We start from the raw sequence: 21790 nt of genomic DNA, 5'->3' as shown, positions 1-21790 counted from the left end.
TCTCCATAAAATGTGAGCTTGGTTGCTCATTACTTAACTAGCTTTTTTCTTACTTAACATACTGATTGTTTTGTTCAGTTTTCAAAGATCAATGTTGCGGTGTTTTTTTTGCGACAACTTTTATATTGTATCAAGTCACAATGAGTTTGTCAATAACTTTTTAAAATGTTTTAAAAACAATTCATTTATCAATCAAAATTTGCGACCTCATTAATATAACATCTTATTAAAATCTAGTCAACATATTATTAGATTGTGCTTCAGTTGCGTTGTGCAACGTTTAATAATTTACCATGATTATCTCACTAAAGCAATAGTCTAATACATAGTAAAACTTGGAATTTATTAAAAACCGTTCGTTAACAATAGAAATTATTTAAAACATAACCTATTTATTATATAAGAACTCGTGACAACAGTAGACACGAGTTCTTATATAATATTAGTCTCGATTTCTCATTTGTGGAAATAGCAATACATCACGAATTGATGGAGCATTCGTTAAAAGCATTACAAGTCTGTCAATTCCTATACCTAACCCACCGGTCGGTGGCATACCATATTCTAAGGCCTCTAGGAAATCTTCATCCATTTCATGCGCTTCATCATTACCTTCTTCTTTTTCCTTCACTTGAGCTTCAAAACGTTTACGTTGATCAATAGGATCATTTAGCTCAGAGAAAGCATTCGCGTGTTCACGACCAACTATAAATAGTTCAAATCGATCTGTAAACCTATCATCTTCTGCATTTTTCTTAGCAAGTGGCGATATCTCCAAAGGGTGTCCATAAACAAATGTAGGTTGTATAAGCTTTTCCTCTACCCTTTGCTCAAAAAATTCATTTACAATATGTCCAAATGTCATTGTATCTTTGATTTGGATTCCATGTTCTTTAGCTAGTTCTTTAGCTTCGTCATCGCTCATGTGCTTCCAGAAGTCGACTCCTGTATGTTGTTTTACTGCATCCACCATGTGAAGTCTTGTCCATTGTGGTTCAAGATTTACTTCATAATCACCATAAGTAACTATTGTCTGACCTGTTACTTCCTTTGCAATATGAGCAACCATGTTCTCAACTAAGGCCATAACATCATGATAATCTGCGTAGGCCTCGTATAACTCTAACATCGTAAATTCTGGATTATGTCTAGTTGACACTCCTTCATTTCTAAAAACACGACCTATTTCATAGACCTTTTCCATCCCACCAACAATTAGTCGCTTTAAGTGTAACTCAATAGCAATTCTCATATATAATGGTATATCTAATGCGTTATGGTGTGTTGTGAAAGGTCTCGCAGATGCCCCACCTGCAATACCATGCATCATTGGAGTTTCAACTTCCAAAAAACCATCTCCGTCTAAGTATCTACGCATCGCCTGTATTATTTTACTTCTTGTCACAAACGTTTCTTTGCTTTGCGGATTTGTAATAAGATCAAGATAACGTTGACGATAGCGTTGTTCAACATCCTTTAAACCATGGAATTTCTCAGGAAGTGGACGGAGAGACTTTGTTAACAGTTGAAATTTCACTACTTTAACAGATAACTCACCAACATTAGTTTTAAATACTTTACCCGTCACACCAACAATATCTCCTAAATCAACTGTGTTAAATATTCCATACGCTTCATCACCAACCATGTCTTTGCGAACGTATAACTGTATTTGACCACTTAAATCTTGAATATGTGAAAAACCAGCTTTTCCTTTTCCACGTTTCGTCATGACTCGTCCTGCTATAGTTACCTCTATTGCTTTTTCTTCTAATTCTTCTTTAGAATATTGCTCATAAGCATCTTGTAATTGCTCGGCTAGGTGTGTACGTTCGTATTTATCACCAAACGGATCAATTCCTTGTTCTTTATAAGACTGTAATTTTTCTCTGCGAACCTGCATCTGTTCATTAAATTCTTCAGCCATTATCAAATTCACTCCATTTATTAAATTTATACTTATGTATGTATTAGCGTTTTAACTGGCAAAAACCAAGTATAGTAATTAATTTTTTAAATAGAAATATATATACTATTCTAAATAAAAAACTGCCAGTTTGGCACTGGCAGCATTTCTCTTAAGGTTTAGTATAGAAAACGAATAGCAAAGTGTCAACGTTAAACTAAATAGGATACTCTACCAGCTTTTCTAACCAATCTCAAAACTATAAAGAGTATCCTCTAATTTTTCACATCTCTCTAACTTTACTTTACCATTATCTTTTTGTCCTTTAAGATAAACCACGTGCTTTCTCATTTCCATGTAGCTAACTTTACTGGGCAATAATAAATAATATCTGCGTTTGTATTTCAGAAGCATCTATCAAAGTATGCCCAAAAATCTACATGTTTGTTGTTTCTTTCTTCTATTATAAAGCATTCGAATCGATTTTAAACTTCACACTTAAACTAGCAATTGGAACAAAATTAATTCGTTCCTAATAATGACAAGCTCGGGGCGCCTTTGCAACAATAAATAACCTTGTTTCGAAAGGTGATTTTATTTAAAGTAACCTTTAAATACAGAAAGTCACCTTATCTTTAAAACAGTAATTTATTATAACATTTATTCTGGAGGATACAATTCCTCTATTGTAATATCTAGAACGTCCGTTATCCGGTTCAGTAAATTGGAGTTAGGAATCCTGGTCCCTCTTTCAACTTCTCCAATTACTGATACTGATACACCCAGTTTCCTAGCAAATTGAATTTGCGTGTACCCTTTTAATTTACGATAAGCCTTTATTCGTTTTCCCCATTGGATGGATACCATTTATATACTCCCTTTTTCTCTTGTGTTGTAACCTCATCTAGAACAGATGCAACACTTTTGTTTAAAGAGGGGATGTTTAAGCTTGGGTTCACATCTTTTAAAGGTATTAATACAAAAGCTCTTTCGTGCATTCTAGGATGAGGAACGATTAGTTGCTCCGTTCTAATATTCTCTTGATTATATAATAAAATGTCAAGGTCTATTACTCTTGGACCCCACCTAACTCCCCTTTTTCTTCCTATTTTTTTCTCGATACCTTTGCAGTAATTAAGTAAATCCAAGGGTTCTAAACTTGTTTCAATTTCAATTACCATATTCAGAAAATTCTCTTGCTCTAAATACCCAACAGGTTCCGTTTCATAAATTGGTGAGTAACTTATAACAAAAATATGTTCACTTAGCCTTAGGTTATCTATCGCCTGGTTCAGATAGGCTGAACGCGGGTTAATATTAGACCCTAATGCTATATATACTGTATTCATCTTACTCGCTCCCGCCGAATTTCAATAGCAACGGACTCATAATGACCCGGTATAGGAGGATCTGGCTTATAAACCTTAACTGTACACGCAGATAATTTCGCAAACGTAGAAAATAATTTATCCGCAATATCATTTGCCACAGCTTCCACTAAATTACGAGACTTGCCTTCTACAACTTCTTGCGTCACTTGAAAAATAGTTCCATAATTTATGGAATCATTCATGTCATCAGACTCACCAGCTTTTTGTAAATCGACCTCTAAAACCAAATCAACAATAAAACGTTGTCCTAGTTTATTCTCTTCAGGGAATAAACCATGGTAGCCATAAAAACTCATTTTATTAAGATATATTTTATCCAATTAAATTCCCACCTTTTCCCATCAGGACATCCATCATTTTTGTCATTCGAAAACACATTTCCACATTATGAACTCTAACAATATCGGTTCCTTTTGTTATTCCATAACAAACCGTTGCCCCAGTACCTTCATCCCTTTGATTCGCTGGCAAGTTCAACACATTTCCAATCATTGATTTTCGCGATGTACCAAGCAATAACGGATATCCTAAATCTTTCAATTCATCTAGTCTCTTCAGAACGTTCAAGTTATCTTCCACAGTCTTAGCGAAGCCAATACCCGGATCTAAGATAATATTACCTTTCTCAACACCAGCACGGCGTACAATTTCAATACTTTGTCGAAGATCATCTTTTATATCTTCAATAAGCGAATTATAATTCATATTAGTTCTATTATGCATCAATACGATTGGAACATTATACGTAGCAGCTACTTCTGCAATTTCTGGTTGCTTTTTTGCACCCCATACGTCGTTAATGATTGATGCTCCGGCTTCTACAGCTCTTTTAGCTGTTTCTGCCTTATATGTATCTATAGATATCGGAATGTTAATCGCTTTTTTCACGCTTCTTATAATTGGAAGAACACGTTCAAGCTCTTCTTCTTCTGTAACAGGTTGGTGTCCAGGTCTTGTAGATTCCCCACCAATATCAATTATATCTGCACCTGCTTTTTCCATGTCCATCGCTTGCTTCACGGCTGTTTCCTGATTATTAAATTTACCACCATCGGAAAAAGAATCAGGAGTTATATTTAATATACCCATAATCAGCGTTTTTTCATTTAAATTATACTTTTTTTCCTTAGTCATTAGCCATCTTTGCATATATACTTTCATCCTTATTAAAACGATTTACTTCTCATTCTACAACAAATATACAATTTGTTGTAGAATATGAGTATTTTAATACATACTGTAATCCCAGTAGAGTGTTCACCTTAGAGTATTGGTAATCTAGATAGAATAAATGTAGTAATTTATCCAGAGAGGTTGGACTCAAGTTTTAATAAGTTATGAATTGAATTCCCAAAAATTTCCGATTTAAGAATAGCGTGGGACGTCTTCAAAACAAGAAAAAAACCTTGTTTCTGGGATGTCTTTCTATGTAGCATTCCTTTGTGCTCACCAAGGAAAATATCAGTGTGGCGCTCATTACCACAAAGATGTTTGACTCAGGTAGGCGCTGGAGCTAGACATCTTTAATTTCTTATACTTTCTTAGCTTAAAAAAGCGACCTCCTAGGAGATCGCTTCAAAATAGTTACTCTTGTTCTTCAAACTGATAAAGAGGTGTTGATAAATATCTTTCTCCATTACTTGGTATTACAGCTAAAACCTTTTTACCTTTACCAAGTTGTTTAGCAACTTGCTTTGCTGCGTAAATCGCTGCACCGGAGGAAACGCCTCCTAATAAACCGTCTTTACGAGCAGCCTCTCTAGCAGTTTCATATGCTTCATCATTACTTACAGTGATAACCTCATCATAAACTTCGGTGTTCAGTACTCCAGGTACAAATCCTGCCCCGATTCCTTGAATTTTATGAGGTCCTGGTTTGCCACCAGATAAAATTGCCGATCCCTCTGGTTCTACAGCATAAATTTTAATGTCTTTATATTTTTCTTTTAACACTTTACCAGCACCTGTAATAGTTCCACCAGTTCCAATTCCAGATACAAAGGCATCTAACTGATCACCCATTTGTTCAACTATTTCATTACCTGTTGTACGAGCATGAACCTCTGGGTTAGCTTGATTATTAAATTGTTGTGGCATAAAGTAACCATTCTCTTTTTGCAATTCTTCCGCTTTTTTAATTGCACCCTTCATTCCATCGGCACCAGGTGTAAGTACTAATTCTGACCCGTAGGCACGAAGTAAGTTACGACGTTCCAAACTCATAGTATCAGGCATCACAAGGATTGCTTTGTACCCTTTGATAGCAGCTACTAACGCAATACCAATACCAGTATTACCACTTGTCGGTTCAATAATCGTGTCGCCTTCTTTTAAATCTCCTGATTTTTCTGCAGCCTCAATCATTGCTAATGCAATACGATCCTTTACAGAGCTACCAGGGTTCATAAACTCTAGTTTTAGGTAAATTTCTGCTCCTTCTGGGTCTGCTGTGCGGTTAAGTTTTACTATCGGTGTATTACCTATTAATTCTGCTATTGACTGTGCTACTTTCATTTTATCACTCCTAATTCCAAGTATTTTTATTGGATTTAATATCAATGTACGATATCTAGACTATAAAAGTCAACTAATTAGCTGGAAAATTTATAATTTTTTAATTATTTCATTCATAGATCCATTCGATTGATAATTCTTCCCAAAGTGAGCTTGCAGAAATATTAGCTTCTATTTGCTCGAGTGCTAGTTCACGCTTAATTTGGACTTTCAACTCATCATATGTAAATGAAACATCTGGTAACATACGATGGAGATAAATAATTGCAACCTCATTTCCTACTAGGAATGGATCACTATAGGAATGTTCCTTCATTTCCATTGCTTTGTCATAATAACCCGAGGGAAGATAATCACTATCAGCTGTAAAGAAGCCTAAGTATCCACCAGCATTTCTAGAATCTTCATCGACAGAATATTCTCTTGCTAAAGAAGCAAATGTTGCACCATCTTCTAGTTCACTTATGAATCTATCAGCAGTCGCTTTATCATTTACCAAAACGTGGGAAAGTTGAATTGATTCTACAAATTCATATTGGTTTTGGTTGTCTTCATAATAATCATCTATAAGAATTTCGGGGACCTCTACCGCCTCCGTCAATAAAGCTTCTAAATATAATCGATACGTAATCTCCTCGGTCCACTCTGCTTTTCGTTTTTCAATTTCATCTTTACTCATTACTCCGTGCATGGTATATAACAATGATAATTCTCTTTCAATTAACTTGTTACTTATTTCAATATTCTTTTCTTCAGCTAGTTGATAAACTACTTCCTTGTTAATCATTGTTGTTAAGATTTCTTTTCCGTATTCTGACTCTAGAGCATTCGTCCATTCCCTGTATTTAATTTCTTGATTTCCAACTGTTGCAACAGGATTCTTTTTATCAACCTCGATACTAAAATCCTCGTTGGTTCCTCCTGCCCTATCATTAATCCAAACAGCTACTGTAGTTAAATTTGTAACCAATAGAAGAATAACCATCCCCAAGAGTAACTTCCTTGTCATGCCACAATCTCTCCTTAATCCGCTTTTAATGCATGTAAATCATCTGCACTAAAAACATATTGCTCATTACAGAAATGACAAGTAGCCTCTGCTCCATTGTCCTCTTTAATCATTAGGTTTATTTCCTCATCTCCAAGACTTTTGATTCCACGTTCTATTCTTTCTCTAGAACAGTGACAACTATATTTAACTGGAAGGCTTTCATGTATTTTGATATTTTCTTCTCCAAGTAACTTTTTCAAAATATCTTCTGGAGAATTACCGTCCCTTACTAAACTAGATATAGACGGAATAGACTTAATACGATCTTCCATTAAGCCAATCGTATCCTCACTAGCTCCAGGAAGCACCTGTAGTATAAATCCACCTGCAGCTAGTATAGAGTGATCTGGATTAACAAGAACCCCAGCACCTACTGCGGATGGTACTTGTTCTGAGTTTGCAAAATAGTACGTGAAATCTTCACTTATTTCCCCGGATACAATTGGTACTTGACCAGTAAAATGTTCTTTTAACCCTAAATCTTTTACTACGCTAAGGTTTCCTTCTGTTCCCACAGCTCGAGCAACATCTAGTTTTCCATTACTATTCAAGTCAAAATCAACATGTGGATTTGTGATATACCCTCTTACCTCACCTTGGGAATTAGTATCGACAATAATCGGTCCAGTAGGGCCATTTCCCTCTAATTTAATTGTTAATTTGTCTTTACCTTTTAACATAGCACCCATCATTGCTGTAATTGTAATAGTTCGACCTAGGGCCGCAGACGCAGTTGCCCAGCTATCTTGTCTTACTCTTGCTTCTTCCACTGTATCTGTTGATTGTATCGCGTATGCTCTAATTGTGCCTTCAAATGCTGTCGCTTTTATTAAATGGTCTCCCATCTTGTATCATACTCCTTATTCTTGTATTGATTTTTCATTTTTTTTATAAATATAATATAAACCTTTTAGTGTCAATGCTGGGTCCACTAAATCAATTGTACTCGAGTCTGTTTCTATCAACTTCGCTAAGCCACCTGTTGCAATTACTTTCGGTGGTTTATTCGCCTGTTTTTTTATTCGCCTTACAACTTCATCTACTTGACCGACATATCCAAAGTATACCCCAGATTGCATAGCCTCAACAGTAGATGAACCAACAACTTCTCCAGGATTTTTGATTTCAACTTTAGGTAGTTTTGCAGCCTTTGCATACAGAGCTTCTAACGATATATTTATACCTGGAGCAATCGCACCCCCTACATATTCACTATGTTCATTCACATAACAGTAGGTGGTAGCTGTACCAAAATCAATGATTATTAATGGTGATCCGTGCTCTTGTATTGCTCCAACCGCATTTACAATTCTATCCGCACCAATTTCTTTAGGATTTGGATATTTCATTTTTAAATGAGGATTAATTACTTCATCTCCAATCACCATTGGCTTTTTGTGGAAATACTTTTGTGACATACGATCAAGAGCAAACATAATTGGTGGTACAACAGAAGAGATGATAATTCCAGATATATCCGAAAAAGTTAAACCTTCATGTTCTAACAATGTTTTTATTAACATCGCATATTCATCTTCTGTTTTGTATCGATCTGTCTTAATTCGCCATTGATACTTCAATTGCTCATTTTCAAATACACCAAGTACCGTATTGGTATTACCTACATCTAATACAAAAATCATTTTGCTTTTCCACCAATCTATCACTATTTCTTTTATGATTAATCATATCATTTATAATATAGCTTATCTATCTTGCTTATTTTAAACATTTTTCACCTAAAGTACATCTGAAATGCTTAACACTTTAGCGTTTTTCTTTGTTAATAACTAAATAGTCTATAGAACCTCCGTAACTGCTATGTTAATTTCCTTCCGTTCTTTATAAGATGAGTGATAATAAAGGGATCAAATTTCACTTATGTTGTTTGGCAAAACCCTGGTTTTTTGATCAACTACGATAATTAAATAGTGATAAAACTTACTAAAAATTATTTCCTAACCTTTTTATCATTTGCTAACTGTACCGCAGAAAAATGATCTCCCCTTGAAAGAGAATAGAAAATGAAGTATATCGTATATTGATTCTAAAAAAAATAGCCTCCTATAAAAGGAGGCAATTTTTTATTTTACTATTCTTTTTTATTTTCATCATCGTTATTATCATCGTTTTGTTCGGTAACACTATCTGCATCTTCAGACTTAGATTGAATATTTACACGAACATCTTTTTGATCGGATGATTTTTCAGAAGTTACATCTTTCTTATTATCACCATCTTGATCCGATACAACCGGGTCAGGCATCTTACCATCTTCAAATAATGATTTTATTTGTGAAGCATCAAGCGTCTCTACTTCAAGTAGTGATTGTGCAATTAATTCTAACTTATCTTTGTTCTCGGTTAAAATTTGTTTCGCACGTACATAACACTGATTAATAAAGTTTTGCATTTCTTGATCTATTTCATAGGCAATTGCATCACTATAGTTCTGTTCGTTTTGCATGTCTCTACCTAAGAATACTTGACCACCTGAGCTACCAAACTGTAATGGGCCAATTTTATCACTCATACCATATTCAGTAATCATTTTCCGAGCAATACTTGTAGCACGTTGGAAGTCGTTATGTGCACCTGTGCTAACTTCACCGAATATTACTTCTTCAGCTACGCGGCCACCCAACAACCCTGTTATTTTATCAAACAATTCTGGTTTAGTCATGAAATAACGATCTTCTTTTGGAAGCATAACTGCATATCCACCAGCTTGACCCCTCGGTACGATAGTAACCTTATGTACCATATCAGCATCATCTAGTACCATTCCAATAATGGTATGCCCACTCTCGTGATAAGCAACGATGTTCCGTTCTTTCTTAGAAATCACCCTGCTCTTTTTGGCTGGACCTGCAATGACGCGGTCAATCGCTTCATCAACGTCTTCCATTTCGATTTTCGTTTTATCAGTTCTAGCAGCAACAAGAGCTGCTTCATTTAATAAATTTTCTAAATCCGCACCAGAAAATCCTGGTGTTCTAGCTGCAATTGTTTTAAGTTCTACATCGTCTGCTAGAGGTTTATCTCTCGCATGGACTTTAAGAACATCTTCACGTCCTCGTAAGTCTGGACGATCTACTGTAATTTGACGGTCAAAACGACCTGGACGTAACAACGCTGGGTCTAATATGTCAGGACGGTTCGTTGCGGCAATGATAATAATACCTTCATTTTCGCCAAATCCATCCATTTCAACTAGCAGTTGGTTTAAGGTTTGCTCGCGTTCATCGTGCCCACCACCAACACCTGCTCCACGTTGTCTACCAACAGCATCAATCTCATCAATAAAGATAATACAAGGCGCATTTTTCTTTGCATTTTCAAATAAGTCACGTACACGAGAGGCACCAACACCAACAAACATCTCTACGAAGTCTGAACCACTTATAGAGAAAAATGGTGTACCCGCTTCACCCGCTACAGCACGTGCTAGAAGCGTTTTACCTGTACCTGGAGGCCCTACTAATAAAACCCCTTTAGGTATTTTCGCCCCAATTGCAGTAAACTTACGAGGGTCTTTTAAGAAATCAACCACTTCGACAAGTTCTTGTTTCTCCTCATCGGCCCCTGCAACATCTTTAAAACGCACTTTCTTTTTCTCTTCACTATACATCTTCGCCTTACTCTTACCAAAGTTCATAACACGACTTCCGCCGCCCTGAGCTTGGTTAAGTAGGAAAAAGAATAAGATGAATATGATAACAAACGGTATCATGGTAGTTAAAAATGTTACCCACCCGCTTGGTTGTTCTTCTTCTTGAACACTTAATATATTCTGTTCTCTTCCAACTTCTATAATACGTGAGACAATATCTGGATTATCAGGAACATTTGTAACAAATGTTGTTTCATCTGATAACTCTCCAGAAATTTGATAGACACCATTTGATGGACGCATCTCCATGTTTGTGATACCACCATCTTGAAGGGCCTGCATAAACTGATTTACATTATATTCTTCTTGTTGATTGTTTTGTCCATTAAATACTCCAACTACTCCAATTACTACTAGGAATATTAGGAAGTAAAAAATTACGTTCCGAAATATTCGATTCATTGCCTACCTCCTCCCAAGCGAGAAAACTATAGTAAATAGTATCATATAAAAAAGGGCGAATACAACTATTTACAATCACCTTTTTATGATATGTTACATTTCTACGACTCATTCCTGATTATTATTGGTTTTATTCTCCACCATACACTCTAGGTTTTAGTACACCTATATATGGAAGGTTACGAAATTTTTCTTGATAATCAAGACCGTATCCAACCACGAATTCATTTGGCACTTGAAACCCTACTACATCCGCAGTTATATCAGCAGTACGTCCCTCGGGTTTATCTAACAATGTTACGATTTTGATTGAATTTGCTTTTCGATATTTAAATAAATCAACTAAATAGCTTAAAGTCAAACCACTATCAATAATATCTTCAATTATTAGAAGATCTCTTCCCTCTACTTTTGTATCTAAATCCTTAACGATCTTCACTTCCCCAGTTGAGCGCATCTCACCGCCATAACTAGATACGTCCATAAAGTCCATTTCTAAGTGAACTTCAGTATGGCGAAGGACATCTGCCATAAAGGGTAGTGCTCCTTTAAGAACGCCAATAGCTAATGGGAATTTACCTTCATACTCTTGTGTTAATTGTGCTCCGAGTTCTTTACACTTTTCCTCAATTTCTTCCTTAGATATTAATATTTTCTCTATATCATTATGCATTTCATGATCCTCCTACATGTTGCCTTTTGTGTACTGCAATTGAAGAAAGCTTTCAGACTCTTTGTTACCATTCGTAGTTCCTTTTTTCAGTCCTACCAACCACACTAACTTACCATCCTGATCAATTACAATTGGCCACGAATTCCTAAGATGAATGGGAATCTTTTCATCAATAAAGATATCCTTTACCTTTTTAGTTCCGCTTAATCCTTTAATCTTTATTCTATCTCCAGGTCTTCTGTTGCGGATCATTAAAGGTAACCGGAACTCATCTATATTACAAGTCATAATATATTTGGAATTTTGATACGACCTGCTAATTATAGACGCAGTTATCACCGCCCCATCTGAAAGAACGACTCTTCCTGGGACATCTAGATATTCTACATAATCAGTTGAAATTGATTCTTGGAAGCTAAATCCAATTGTCTGATACACTTTACTCATTTTTAAACTCTTAGGTAATTCAATTGTAATATTTGCCTTATTACTATGTAATAAACTGAAAAATTGATCTTCATGAACAAAAGTCAAGCCATCGGGCAAAGTATGGTATAGATAATTCAATATTAGATGAAAGGCACGCCTTTGTAAAGCATATGGATATTGCAAAAAATCATTAAGTTGAAAACTTGCTTCTCTAGGTTCCTTATGAAATTTGATTAGCTTATTTATGAGTTGTTCAGCTTGATCTTTTAAAAATTCTTCATCATTCATAATGGATTCGCTGAGCCTTTGCAAATTCCTATGTAAGTTAGGATTTTGTTTTTGAAGTAAAGGAAGAACATGTATCCTAAAATAATTTCTTGTGTACACATCATCATCATTTGAACTGTCTCTTCTTGGCTTAATCCCATTTTCCCTACAATAAGATTCAATCATTTCCTTTGATAAGCATAAAAAAGGTCGAATAAGATATCCTTTACCTAATTGTCTTTTCATCGGAATCCCAATTAAAGAAGAAGGGTTTGTGCCTCTTACTAAACGCATGATTATTGTCTCGGCTTGGTCATCACCATGGTGTCCCAAAGCTAGATAATCAGCGTTATGGTGTTTCATCTGTTCCTCAAAAAAACGATACCTAAGTTCCCTAGCAGCAAGTTGTGTTCCCTTACCCTCATCTCGCTTATACGATTTAACATCCAGATTAGTTTCATAAAAATCAATATTCCAATTTTCACAAACTTTTTTTACATACTGAACATCTTGTTTAGATTGCTCGCCTCTTAATCCGTGATCGATAGATAAAGCGATAATTCGTAAGCTCCACTCCTCTTTAATAGAGAACATATAATGGAGAAGCGCCATCGAATCAGGTCCCCCTGAGACACCAACAAGTACAGTGGCATTCCTGTGTAACAATCTATTTTTTCTAATAAATTCATTTACTTGCTTCTCCATGCAAAGACCACTCCATTAAGTTGCCATAGCGTTCTTTTAACTTGTCTATCCTATCATTTTCTTAATAAAAATGAAATGAAAGATTATTGATGTGATTGGTGAGTATTGAAGTTCTTGGCCATCTATCAAAAATTCAGTTACCTAAGTAATAGGTAGAACAAGTAAAAAAGGAACACTACTACAATGATACCAAAAGATTCTAGCATTGGGTGATTATTTGTTTCTTTTGATTTATTTGTCGGTGTGGGATTTGGCCTTCTAGTTTGATTTGTCGCTCTAGTTGTTGATTTAGTGTGATTCGCTCTTGTAGATTCTCGCTTCATTAAAAGCTTAGATAAATCTTGTTTCATTTGCTCACTAGAAGTATATTCACCCGTTAATGCCTTATATAAGCAAGGTTCATATAACTTCAATTGACTGGTATGTTGTAATTTCTTAAGCAGTGTTTTCTTTGGGGTATGACCTCGTTCAAAACGGTTAGGATGATAGCTTTGTATCATTATCATTGCTAAAGCGAATAAATCATAACTAGGTTCTGCCTTTCTTGAACCCATATTCCAATAACCTCGATCGAAAAATTCAGTATATTCCTTTATAGATCTTCCTATTTGTGTGGTTCCACCAACGTCTATCCACCGCAATCTCGGTGGGGGGTATGTGACAATTAAATTTTCTGTTTTAAGATCTCCAAACACCCACCCTTCTTTATGTAAACTAGTTAAATCATCTAATAATTGTAACATTAGAATTCCTAACCATTCTTGCCCACTGTTACGAATGAAGGTAGATAATTCGGTACCTCTTAAATACTCCATCACATAAAAAGCATATGGCTTACCATTAGGATTAACCCAATCATCAACATCTAACAAAGAAGGTCCAAGGCGATTCCCCTGGACCTTTTGAAATGTTTTTAGTACATTTACTTCCATTGTAACAGATGAGCCTTTATCGCTAATCTTCAAAGCTACTTTTTTTCCATTGTTATCACATAGATATACCGAACCAATTGCTCCTTGGCCTAACTGCTTTAAAATGACATAACGTTGATGATGCCATTTTCCATTTATAATATCTCCAGATTTAAAACTAATACCCTGCTTCTTCGATGTTTGGTTCATCTTTTCTCATAAAGCTCCTTCGTAAGCTTTTCTTTCCAAATTGGTACATCGCTTCTTTTAGCGCTGGTCCCGTTGGCGTGATTCCACCACTTGTTAATTTAGGAAACACCGAAGAGATTGAATCCAATTTCGGAGACCAATCTAACACTTTATCAATATCTTTCTTTTTACCCGGGAAAGAGTATATCGAAAACCTGTTACGACCAATCCTTGCATTCATACTAACTGATAAATCTATTAATGCCTCTAGGACAGTAGGTAATTTATTATGCATACTTGCACTCGTATCTACTAAAACAAGCACTTCCAAGTCACAAGTCTCACCTAAATCCTCTACAACTTCCATAATCTCCCCACGTTGTTCCGGAGGAAGTTCCTCTAAACTATCATTAGGACCAAGAATTTGTTTTAATTCTTGATTAACAACACCTTGCAAAGTTTGAGTCATTGCTTGTTTAGTCACTGTTTGAACCGTTTGTGATAAAGCTTGTTTATAAACTATTTGACTAACACCACCACCAGACATGGCAATATCCTCTACTTCTTGCAAACCTGTAGGGTCTTCACTTTGATCATCCTCTAACACACCAATTACATTTACTGTTATTCCTTGTTGAGAAGCTAATGCAGCAACTGCGGATGGATCTTCACCCTTATTTGAGCACCCATCTGTTATTAAAAGTATTTGTTTCAGCGTTCCTTTTTTCATTTGTGTAACTCCTCCTCCTTTTAACCAAAAATGAATAAGCTCCAACATGTTAAAGCTTTAATTATCATCATTGTCGCCAATATAGAAGGAAGTTATACCTTTAACATAATTTAATAGATATGCCTCTAATTTGCTTCACTATGATAAGCAGGAAACGCTGCCCATTTAGGATTATTTTTATCGATTCTTGCTACAAGCACCGTCATATCATCTTCAATATGGCCTGACCTAGTTCTTACTACTTCTTCTAAAATTAAATCAGCCATCTCTTGAGGATCATCGGTTTCCATCTCTTTTATTTTTCTTTTTAACCACATATCTACATTTTCAATATCTTTTGGTCCTTCAAATATGCCATCACTCATCATAATGAGTAAATCACCTGCTTTTAACTGATCGCTAACAACTTCTACATCAAATTCTTGTATAATACCAATTGGAAGATTACTAGCTTCTACCTTGTGTATTTTACTCCCTCTTTTAATAAAGCTTGGTGTGGAACCAATTTTCAAAAAACGAATAGCGGCGTTGTGTAAATCAATCATTGCTAAATCCAATGTAGAGAATATCTCATCACTTGTACGCAATGATAGGATAGAATTTATCGATTTAATTGCCACCTGTTCCTGTATACCTGACTGTAAAATTTGTTGAAGCAGTCTTAATGTTTCTGTGCTTTCTTCATGGGCGCGCTCTCCATTACCCATACCATCACTAATTGCCATCGCATATTTACCCGCACCTATTTCTATTGTTGAATAACTATCTCCAGATACTAAACCTCCTCCTTTAGCCGCATGAGAAACCCCCGTCTCTATAACATATTTCTTTGCCGATCCAAAAGAAAAATAACAGTACCCATTTGGAAGAGGTGAAACTTCTTCGTCCTTAACAACGATTGTTTCCTTTAAAATATCAGATAACATTGGCGCTATTAATTTCGGACCCTCCCCATGGTAATGATAAAAAGATAAATTCATTTCAATATCAACATTACCTTTTTCCAAGCTATAAATATCCAGCTTATCTATTTCAATTCCCATGTGTTTTAATGCTGCAACAATTTCTACCTCTTGTTGTTCATGATTCTCTCTTTCTTTTAATATCTCTTTTGCAAAGTTATCCATTACTTCCGATACCCCTAGTAGTTGATCAGCTACAAACCGTCTACTTTCACTCACTTGTTTTTTTAACTTTTGATTTGCTTCATAAAAAGATAACTCTTGTTTCATGGTATCAATTACCTTTTTTGATTTTATACAATGGTTTTCAAAATTAGTTTGTAGCACTTTATTTGGATGATTTCCATCCTCAAGTTCGCCTTTCAAGTCCGTCATTAGTCCATATGTTTTATCAAACTGTTGCGCCCAACACCATTCTTTTTTGAAACAAGTTTGACATGTTTTTTCTGTTACATTACTAAGGAAATAATCCGTTTCTTTTGTATCTTCTTCTTCTAATACCGTTTTTTGCTCCAAAGTGAAGCTCTTAGATAGTGCTTGAAAGACATTTGAAAACTGCTCAACCCGATTGGCTGTTACGTCACGAACTTTTTGTAAGTATTGCTCCTGTTCTTTTGAATGTTCTACTGTACCTGGTATATATCTAGATAACTTTTTAATCCAACTTTCAGGTGTACAGAAAAATAGGATAATAGCAATCCCTGATTCCATAAGTGATGGTAAGAGCGCATTTACTCCTTCGCCGTATATGCCTATTAACATTGTACCAACGAGTAAACCTATCCCAACCCCTACTTTTTTCCCGTCTTTCAGGAGGCCCCCTAGCAAACCAGAAAATGCGAGTAAACTCATTTGATAGAGACTAGCGACATTAGCTAAGCTTAAGATCAATCCTGCTACTACACCAACCGTCGAACCTATTGCCGCTCCTCCCACATAAGATAACCATAAGACAAGATAACGTGATGTGATTTGCTCTATCGATGCTCCTTGAATATCCCAACCAATCGTTCCTGTTAAGACTGACGCTAGTAAAATAATCATACAAACAATTTCTTCATTTTTTAAAGTTGGTTTGTACCTTTTTGGTGATAAAAGTGGAATGCTTTGCATAAAAATAAGTACTAAGACAGAACTTAACACCGCTTCTACACCAGCCAACATCCATTCATACGAAGTAACTTGTTCAAATAATGAATAATGAAAGATACGGGCTAATATACTAGAAAAAAAGACAACGATTGGTATTATTTTTTGTTGATGTTCCATATGTTTAAAAAAAGAAACCAAAAAAATAAAAACTACCATTGTCGTTCCTATATATAGTCCATGTTCCCAACCCAAAGTGATACTTCCTGCTATCGTTGCAAGCATTAATTTAAAGGATTTTTCCTTCCTCATAAACCATACAGAAGCGAGAAAGGCAAGGGCAAAAGGCGACAAGGAAGAGAGCACAATTGCTCGTCCTAATAGGAAACCGACAATAAATAACAGCCAACCTTTTTCAAGGAAAAATAATTTCGTCTTCTCCCCAAACCTTCGCTTCCATAAGTCTATATTTTTATTATGAACAACTATTTGCTTGGATTCGTTACCGGTTGCTGAATCCATCATTATGCACCACTCCTTCTTGTTGTCCATTAAATCACACTACTTTTTATTTTTTTGTCAAAACTTAAGAAATGCCGTACAAAAATGTTCGACTCCTTTCTAGACATCTGAACCCGTTTCAACATAAAAATCAAGACAACCTTCCTCTTTATGTCGATTGCTACTCTTTAAAATAAATTCTTAAACATTGCAATATCGTGTGTATCATAGAGGTATAAGCGGGATAAGCATCCTTACATTGTTTTTATTTTTTGACGAAAGATAGAGGTGAAAATGCAGAAAATATATCATTGACGGTATTTGATTTCCTATTTTTTACAGCATTGCAGGATAATACAAACATGTAGTGGAGCTGAACGTTTACTTCTGCATGTTATCCACTTTAGAAAACTTTATAATTTTCTAGACAATAAAAGGACACGCATTGCGTGTCCTTTTGTTAGCTTATTTCATTCGCAGCTCTACACACCTTATCGTAGTAGGCATCATGGTGAGGTACAAATGCTGCTTTATTTATCTGGAATGTAACTGCATATTTTTCATGATTTACTACCTTAAATCCTTTAGCAAAAATCTGTTTAACATTTCCTTTGATGAGGTTAGAAAAGTCAGCTACGTTTATTTCTACTAAACCAGCTAATTCATCGACTTGTATGACGAAATCATTTAACAACTCATTTCTTAAACCAATAAAAACATGACAATGCTCATAGTCTAAAAAATTTTCACCTATTAACTTTTCTTTAATTATTCCTATTTCAGTTAAATCCTCTAAAAGAACATCAATACCCAGTTCCTCTTTGACCTCTCTTATACCATCTTTTTTTGATTCATCTTTTAAAAGGTGACCAGCTGCTGATATATCTAGTAGATTTGGAAAAGTGTCCTTATCCGCGCTCCTTAATTGAAAGAGGATAAACCTTTCATTATCATGTTCTAAAATTATCCAACAGTGAAAGGTTTGATGCCACAGACCCTTTTTATGAACTTCCCCGCGAGGTGCAGACCCAAAATGATTCATTGATTCATCAAAAATATCCAGCTGCTCTTTCAAATAATCTCCCCCTAATTAAAGGTTTCCTAAGTGTTCTGTTTGATTATAGTTATGTATTTTCCATTTGTTTTCAATAAATTGAACATTACTTATACATGCATTTAAAAGGGTTGTCTTACTCGTTCCAATCTCACCATCTGACATTACCGATAAAATTTCATTAATTACAGCTCCGTGAGCCACAAGCAGTATTTTTTGATTTGGGTAAGTAGCTATAACTTCCTCCATTCCATTCATTACTCGGTCCGTGAGAGATACCTTTGATTCCATACCTGGGTATTCACCATTAGGATATAACTCCTGTCTCACTTGTAACGTTAACCCTTCCGCATCACCAAATGATCTTTCCTGGAATATTTCCATCTCAATTAAAGGTAAGTTAAGTTTTTCATTAATAATTTCTGCAGTTTGTTTTGCTCTTTGCAGTGGGCTTGATATTATTAAATCCCAGTCCGAACCTTCAAGATGATCTCTACATGCTTTTGCTTGCTTCTTTCCTGTTTCATTTAAAGGTATATCCGTTTTACCTTGAATTTTACCCAAATGATTCCATTCCGTTTCTCCATGCCTAATTAAACATATCATCTCATTCACTCCCATCCATTTCATTATCGAGCTAACATGATAAAATTTCAATATTTCTGACATTATTTAAATCAGTTGACACATTATATATGCTATTGTATTATATCAGTTGTGACTCTTATTCATGGCGGCGTAGCTCAGCTGGCGAGAGCGTACGGTTCATACCCGTGAGGTCGTGGGTTCGATCCCCTCCGCCGCTATCTTTCTTTTAAAAACGATTTCTCTTTATTGAGAAATCGTTTTTTTATATCTTTTATTCTTAATGTCCAAATCCATTTGATCGTAATACCAGCAGTGCTACTGTTAACATTGCCATTACCAGCAGACTAATTGTGTCTTTTTGCTGCCAACTTAATTGTCTAAACGTGGACCTCTTGACATCGGATTGATATCCACGCACCTCCATAACATTAGCCATGTCCTCTGCACGATTTAGTGAACTAACAAATAACGGCAAAAAAATTGGAACTAATGTTTTCATTTGTTTAACTAGTGACCCTTCACCAAACTCAGTTCCTCTTGCTCGTTGTGCATCCATGACTTTTTGTGTTTCATCTAATAAATTCGGAATAAAACGTAAAGAAATCGACAGCATTAATGATAACTCATCAACAGGTACTTTCAGTTTCCTTAATGGCCGTAATAAAGCATTCATACCATCTGTTAAATCAATTGGTTTCGTAGTTAAGGTGACAACTGTAGAAATAAATATAATCATGATGAATCGGCAAAATATATAAAAACCATTTATTAATCCAAATTTTGATATCGTAATTGGTCCCAAATCCACATATATTTCTCCTCCAGCAGTAAATAAAACTTGTAAAAAGACTGTAAATAAAATCAACCAAATTAATGGTCTTACACCTCTTAAATACGTTCGAATCGAAATATTTGATAAAAGGATAACGGCTGTAGTAAATAACCATAGAAATACATAGGTTTGCCAATTGTTTGCTAGAAACAACACAAAAATAAAATATATTGCTGCTACCAACTTTGCACGGGGATCCAAACGATGAATCCAAGAATCACCAGGAAAATATCTTCCTAAAATTAGTTTATTCATACAATCCCCACCTCTATTAATGCATCTGCTAATTCCGGCAAAGTCAAACAAACTCCAGGTAACTTTATCCCTGTTTCCTGCTCAATTTGTAATTGTAACGACCTAGCCTGGGGTACATCCACATGCCATTCATTTAATTGATTGACGTCAGTAAAGAAGGATCTAACCTTATCATGTTTAACAACCTGTCCGTGTTCCATCACAACCACATCATCTGCATAGAGTGCAACATCATCCATATCATGTGTTACGATTACTGTAGTTAATTTTTTCTCTTTATGCCAGGCTGTTATCATTTGAAGTATTTCTCTCTTTCCAATTGGATCAAGACCTGCACCTGGTTCATCCAAAACTAATATATCAGGTTGCATCGCTAATATACCTGCAATGGCCACGCGCCTTTTTTGTCCTCCGGATAAAGATAAAGGCGATTTAGAAAGTATACTGGGTTCTAATCCAACTTGTTTTAACACAACACGCGCTATCGACTTTGCCTCTACTAATGAAACACCAAAGTTAAGTGGACCAAAGCAAATATCCTTCTCGACAGTTTCCGCAAATAATTGTGACTCAGGAAATTGAAAAACCATACCTACTTTCTGACGTATAGCTCTTAATGCTTTTTTATTTTTCCCCGCTTTAATTGTAGTTTGACCAATAGTTACTTTTCCATCATAAGGAATAATAAGACCATTCATTGCTTTTAATAAGCTTGATTTACCAGAACCTGTATGTCCAATAACGGCTGTAAAAGATCCAGCCGGCAACAAAAGATCAATGGAATCTAAAACACGCGGACTGCGAATAGGGCCTATTTGATAATCTGCAGTTACACTGTCAAACGAGATTTGCATAGCCAATTCACCATCTCTTCTTCAGTCATATACTCATTTGGAATATTTCGATTTCTTTTTAAAAGTTCACGTCTTAGTAGCTCCGGGAAGGGCGGTTCCAAATCGGGTTCTGCAACGAATAATTGCTCTGACGTACCACAATTTTTAACCTTACCCGACTCTAACAAAATAATTCGATCCGCTAGTGCCGCCTCATTCATATCATGTGTAATCGATAGGATAGAGATATTTTCTTTTCTTTTTAAATTCTGTAATACAGTAAGTAACTCACGCCGACTTTTGGGATCCAGCATTACCAAAGCTTCATCGAGCACGAGTATAGATGGCTTTAATGCTAATATGCCTGCAATTGCCACTCTTTGTTTTTGACCACCGGATAATTGAGATGGGTCATGATGACGTAATGAAGACATACCAACCAAATCTAATGCTTGATCTACCCTAAACTTCATCTCATCGTAAGGCATATTTAAATTTTCCAGTGAAAAAGCAACATCATCTTGAACAGTTGTTCCAATAAATTGATTCTCTGGATTTTGAAATACAATACCAATGTGACGTCTAACCTTCCATTTAGATGTATCATCCATTACAGTGTTTTTAATACGTATCTTTCCAGAGTCAGCTTCTATTAACCCTACAAGTAATTGAGCTAAAGTGGATTTCCCTGATCCGTTAGGTCCAATTACCGCTAGCCATTCACCTTGGTCTACAGTCATAGAAATGTTAGATAATATATTTTCTTTTAACCGTTTATCATACCTAAAGGAAAGGTTTTCTACTTCCACTACTGTTGTCGACATCATGTTGCCCT

20 protein-coding genes and 1 tRNA gene are annotated in these 21790 nt (G+C 35.5%); 1 reads left to right on the top strand and 20 read right to left on the bottom strand.

The window, feature by feature from the left end; genetic code table 11:
* Positions 1-442: 442 nt before the first annotated feature.
* The 17 genes from lysS to QQS35_RS08565 form a co-directional block, all read right to left on the bottom strand.
* Positions 443-1927, bottom strand: a complete 1485-nt coding sequence (gene lysS, locus QQS35_RS08645) for a lysine--tRNA ligase (protein WP_285931573.1) — start codon at positions 1925-1927, stop codon at positions 443-445.
* Positions 1928-2566: 639 nt separating this feature from the next.
* Positions 2567-2773, bottom strand: coding sequence for a helix-turn-helix domain-containing protein (locus tag QQS35_RS08640; protein ID WP_285931571.1), 207 nt, complete (start codon positions 2771-2773; stop codon positions 2567-2569).
* Positions 2743-3255: a 2-amino-4-hydroxy-6-hydroxymethyldihydropteridine diphosphokinase gene (gene folK, locus QQS35_RS08635; RefSeq protein WP_285931569.1), complete on the bottom strand. Its 513-nt coding sequence runs from the start codon at positions 3253-3255 to the stop codon at positions 2743-2745. The genes QQS35_RS08640 and folK overlap by 31 nt, the downstream gene beginning before the upstream one ends.
* On the bottom strand, positions 3252-3617 hold the full coding sequence (gene folB / locus QQS35_RS08630) for a dihydroneopterin aldolase (protein ID WP_285931568.1): 366 nt from the start codon (positions 3615-3617) through the stop codon (positions 3252-3254). The genes folK and folB overlap by 4 nt, the downstream gene beginning before the upstream one ends.
* A complete protein-coding gene (gene folP, locus QQS35_RS08625; protein WP_285931567.1) occupies positions 3610-4446 on the bottom strand; it encodes a dihydropteroate synthase in 837 nt (278 codons plus the stop codon). The genes folB and folP overlap by 8 nt, the downstream gene beginning before the upstream one ends.
* 435 nt (positions 4447-4881) lie before the next feature.
* Complete coding sequence (gene cysK, locus QQS35_RS08620) at positions 4882-5811, bottom strand: cysteine synthase A (RefSeq protein ID WP_285931566.1); 930 nt, start codon at positions 5809-5811, stop codon at positions 4882-4884.
* 109 nt (positions 5812-5920) lie between these two features.
* Positions 5921-6820: a peptidylprolyl isomerase gene (locus QQS35_RS08615; protein WP_285931565.1), complete on the bottom strand. Its 900-nt coding sequence runs from the start codon at positions 6818-6820 to the stop codon at positions 5921-5923.
* 14 nt (positions 6821-6834) lie between these two features.
* A complete protein-coding gene (hslO, locus tag QQS35_RS08610) occupies positions 6835-7707 on the bottom strand; it encodes an Hsp33 family molecular chaperone HslO (protein WP_285931564.1) in 873 nt (290 codons plus the stop codon).
* A 15-nt stretch (positions 7708-7722) separates the two neighbouring features.
* On the bottom strand, positions 7723-8505 hold the full coding sequence (locus QQS35_RS08605; protein WP_285931563.1) for a type III pantothenate kinase: 783 nt from the start codon (positions 8503-8505) through the stop codon (positions 7723-7725).
* 449 nt (positions 8506-8954) lie between these two features.
* Positions 8955-10937, bottom strand: coding sequence for an ATP-dependent zinc metalloprotease FtsH (gene ftsH, locus QQS35_RS08600; protein WP_285931562.1), 1983 nt, complete (start codon positions 10935-10937; stop codon positions 8955-8957).
* A gap of 130 nt (positions 10938-11067) precedes the next feature.
* Positions 11068-11610: a hypoxanthine phosphoribosyltransferase gene (hpt, locus tag QQS35_RS08595; RefSeq protein WP_285931560.1), complete on the bottom strand. Its 543-nt coding sequence runs from the start codon at positions 11608-11610 to the stop codon at positions 11068-11070.
* A gap of 12 nt (positions 11611-11622) precedes the next feature.
* The gene (gene tilS, locus QQS35_RS08590) at positions 11623-13011 is read right to left on the bottom strand and encodes a tRNA lysidine(34) synthetase TilS (RefSeq protein ID WP_285931559.1); all 1389 of its coding nucleotides are present in this window, start codon (positions 13009-13011) and stop codon (positions 11623-11625) included.
* Positions 13012-13148: 137 nt separating this feature from the next.
* Positions 13149-14132 carry a serine/threonine-protein kinase gene (locus QQS35_RS08585; RefSeq protein WP_285931558.1) on the bottom strand — a complete coding sequence of 328 codons (984 nt, stop codon included), beginning with the start codon at positions 14130-14132 and terminating at the stop codon, positions 13149-13151.
* Positions 14101-14841, bottom strand: coding sequence for a VWA domain-containing protein (locus tag QQS35_RS08580; RefSeq protein WP_285931557.1), 741 nt, complete (start codon positions 14839-14841; stop codon positions 14101-14103). Before QQS35_RS08580 ends, QQS35_RS08585 begins: the two co-directional genes overlap by 32 nt.
* Positions 14842-14966: 125 nt before the next feature.
* Positions 14967-17417 carry a stage II sporulation protein E gene (gene spoIIE, locus QQS35_RS08575; protein ID WP_285931555.1) on the bottom strand — a complete coding sequence of 817 codons (2451 nt, stop codon included), beginning with the start codon at positions 17415-17417 and terminating at the stop codon, positions 14967-14969.
* A 436-nt stretch (positions 17418-17853) separates the two neighbouring features.
* Positions 17854-18468 carry an NUDIX hydrolase gene (locus QQS35_RS08570; protein ID WP_285931553.1) on the bottom strand — a complete coding sequence of 205 codons (615 nt, stop codon included), beginning with the start codon at positions 18466-18468 and terminating at the stop codon, positions 17854-17856.
* A 15-nt stretch (positions 18469-18483) separates the two neighbouring features.
* Positions 18484-19053: a histidine phosphatase family protein gene (locus QQS35_RS08565; protein WP_285931552.1), complete on the bottom strand. Its 570-nt coding sequence runs from the start codon at positions 19051-19053 to the stop codon at positions 18484-18486.
* Between the two features lie 126 nt (positions 19054-19179).
* Between QQS35_RS08565 and QQS35_RS08560 the strand changes: the two genes are divergently transcribed.
* Positions 19180-19253 (top strand) — tRNA-Met (locus QQS35_RS08560).
* Between the two features lie 59 nt (positions 19254-19312).
* Here QQS35_RS08560 and QQS35_RS08555 read toward each other — a convergent pair.
* The 3 genes from QQS35_RS08555 to QQS35_RS08545 are packed head-to-tail and all read right to left on the bottom strand — an operon-like array spanning position 19313 to position 21779.
* Positions 19313-20122 (bottom strand): energy-coupling factor transporter transmembrane component T family protein, encoded by an 810-nt coding sequence (locus tag QQS35_RS08555; RefSeq protein ID WP_285931551.1) that lies wholly within the window; start codon positions 20120-20122, stop codon positions 19313-19315.
* Entirely contained in the window at positions 20119-20976 is an 858-nt protein-coding gene (locus QQS35_RS08550; protein WP_285931577.1) for an energy-coupling factor transporter ATPase, read from the bottom strand. The genes QQS35_RS08555 and QQS35_RS08550 overlap by 4 nt, the downstream gene beginning before the upstream one ends.
* On the bottom strand, positions 20952-21779 hold the full coding sequence (locus QQS35_RS08545; protein WP_285931549.1) for an energy-coupling factor transporter ATPase: 828 nt from the start codon (positions 21777-21779) through the stop codon (positions 20952-20954). Before QQS35_RS08545 ends, QQS35_RS08550 begins: the two co-directional genes overlap by 25 nt.
* Positions 21780-21790: the final 11 nt, after the last annotated feature.

Origin of the sequence: Aquibacillus rhizosphaerae, assembly GCF_030282825.1 — a bacterium.
In the GTDB taxonomy this organism is placed as follows: Bacteria; Bacillota; Bacilli; order Bacillales; family Amphibacillaceae; genus Aquibacillus_C; species Aquibacillus_C rhizosphaerae.
Note: the sequence above shows the minus strand (reverse complement) of the source record. Positions and strands in the feature narration are given on the sequence as shown.

Bases quoted from the DNA above. Each gene is read 5' to 3' on its own strand.
- lysS (WP_285931573.1), bottom strand. From the start codon at position 1,927: ATGGCTGAAGAATTTAATGAACAGATGCAGGTTCGCAGAGAAAAATTA.
- QQS35_RS08640 (WP_285931571.1), bottom strand. From the start codon at position 2,773: ATGGTATCCATCCAATGGGGAAAACGAATAAAGGCTTATCGTAAATTA.
- folK (WP_285931569.1), bottom strand. From the start codon at position 3,255: ATGAATACAGTATATATAGCATTAGGGTCTAATATTAACCCGCGTTCA.
- folP (WP_285931567.1), bottom strand. From the start codon at position 4,446: ATGCAAAGATGGCTAATGACTAAGGAAAAAAAGTATAATTTAAATGAA.
- cysK (WP_285931566.1), bottom strand. From the start codon at position 5,811: ATGAAAGTAGCACAGTCAATAGCAGAATTAATAGGTAATACACCGATA.
- QQS35_RS08615 (WP_285931565.1), bottom strand. From the start codon at position 6,820: ATGACAAGGAAGTTACTCTTGGGGATGGTTATTCTTCTATTGGTTACA.
- hslO (WP_285931564.1), bottom strand. From the start codon at position 7,707: ATGGGAGACCATTTAATAAAAGCGACAGCATTTGAAGGCACAATTAGA.
- QQS35_RS08605 (WP_285931563.1), bottom strand. From the start codon at position 8,505: ATGATTTTTGTATTAGATGTAGGTAATACCAATACGGTACTTGGTGTA.
- ftsH (WP_285931562.1), bottom strand. From the start codon at position 10,937: ATGAATCGAATATTTCGGAACGTAATTTTTTACTTCCTAATATTCCTA.
- hpt (WP_285931560.1), bottom strand. From the start codon at position 11,610: ATGCATAATGATATAGAGAAAATATTAATATCTAAGGAAGAAATTGAG.
- tilS (WP_285931559.1), bottom strand. From the start codon at position 13,011: ATGGAGAAGCAAGTAAATGAATTTATTAGAAAAAATAGATTGTTACAC.
- QQS35_RS08585 (WP_285931558.1), bottom strand. From the start codon at position 14,132: ATGAACCAAACATCGAAGAAGCAGGGTATTAGTTTTAAATCTGGAGAT.
- QQS35_RS08580 (WP_285931557.1), bottom strand. From the start codon at position 14,841: ATGAAAAAAGGAACGCTGAAACAAATACTTTTAATAACAGATGGGTGC.
- spoIIE (WP_285931555.1), bottom strand. From the start codon at position 17,417: ATGATGGATTCAGCAACCGGTAACGAATCCAAGCAAATAGTTGTTCAT.
- QQS35_RS08565 (WP_285931552.1), bottom strand. From the start codon at position 19,053: ATGATATGTTTAATTAGGCATGGAGAAACGGAATGGAATCATTTGGGT.
- QQS35_RS08555 (WP_285931551.1), bottom strand. From the start codon at position 20,122: ATGAATAAACTAATTTTAGGAAGATATTTTCCTGGTGATTCTTGGATT.
- QQS35_RS08550 (WP_285931577.1), bottom strand. From the start codon at position 20,976: ATGCAAATCTCGTTTGACAGTGTAACTGCAGATTATCAAATAGGCCCT.
- QQS35_RS08545 (WP_285931549.1), bottom strand. From the start codon at position 21,779: ATGTCGACAACAGTAGTGGAAGTAGAAAACCTTTCCTTTAGGTATGAT.